2 protein-coding genes are annotated in these 784 nt (G+C 33.4%); both read left to right on the forward strand.

Translation table 11 applies throughout. The annotated features are described in order from the left end of the window. The coding region (locus tag HHU12_RS34240) for an IS1 family transposase (protein WP_169661194.1) at positions 1 to 270 on the forward strand (270 nt) is incomplete at its 5' end. A gap of 20 nt (positions 271 to 290) precedes the next feature. Then, the gene (locus HHU12_RS34245) at positions 291 to 761 is read left to right on the forward strand and encodes an IS1 family transposase (protein WP_169661195.1); all 471 of its coding nucleotides are present in this window, start codon (positions 291 to 293) and stop codon (positions 759 to 761) included. Positions 762 to 784 lie beyond the last annotated feature (23 nt).

Consider the following 784-nt stretch of genomic DNA (forward strand, 5'->3'; position numbering starts at 1 on the left):
TATATGAGACATTACAAAGAAATACGTTGTCCTCACTGTGAAGGCAACGATATAGTGAAAAATGGTCATAGACCTAATGGTAGTCAACGTTGGCGTTGTAATACATGCAATAAAAGTTTTCAAGTAGAATACAAAACCAATGGCTGGCGTCCTGGAATAAAAGAACAAATCGATCTATTAACACTTAATAGTAGTGGTGTTAGAGATATATCTCGAACATTAAAAATCAGTAGAAATATGATCAGTAACCATTTGAAAAAAAAGAAGTAAGAAAAGTAAATCCTTATCTCTTGGACTCCATAGAATTAAACACTCTATCTCAACTAGATATTGATGTGAAAATCAGTACAGAATGGGATGAATTTTGGAGTTATGTGGGTAATAAAAGTAATCAGCGTTGGACATGGTATCTTGTAGAAAAACACTCAGGCGTTATTATCGCTTGGGAGAATGGTAAACGACAAGATATCGTATTAAAAAACTTGTTAAGCTCTGTAGCTCACCTTCCAATTAAAATTTGTTATACAGATGATTGGGGAGCGTACCACAGGCTGTTTCCTACTGAATATATACACACTGTAGGAAAAGATGAAACTTGGAAAATTGAACGTAAAAACCTCAATTTTAGAACTCATATCAAGAGGTTAAGTAGAAGAACAATATGCTTTTCAAAAGATGAAACAATACATGATAATGTCATCGGGATGTACATTGAAAAACATTACTATAAATGTGGTAATTTTAGTAACGGATGTAGCTAGATCAACCTAAAATAGCCATCACC

Origin of the sequence: Flammeovirga aprica JL-4 (genome assembly GCF_012844305.1) — a bacterium.
In the GTDB taxonomy this organism is placed as follows: Bacteria; Bacteroidota; Bacteroidia; order Cytophagales; family Flammeovirgaceae; genus Flammeovirga; species Flammeovirga aprica.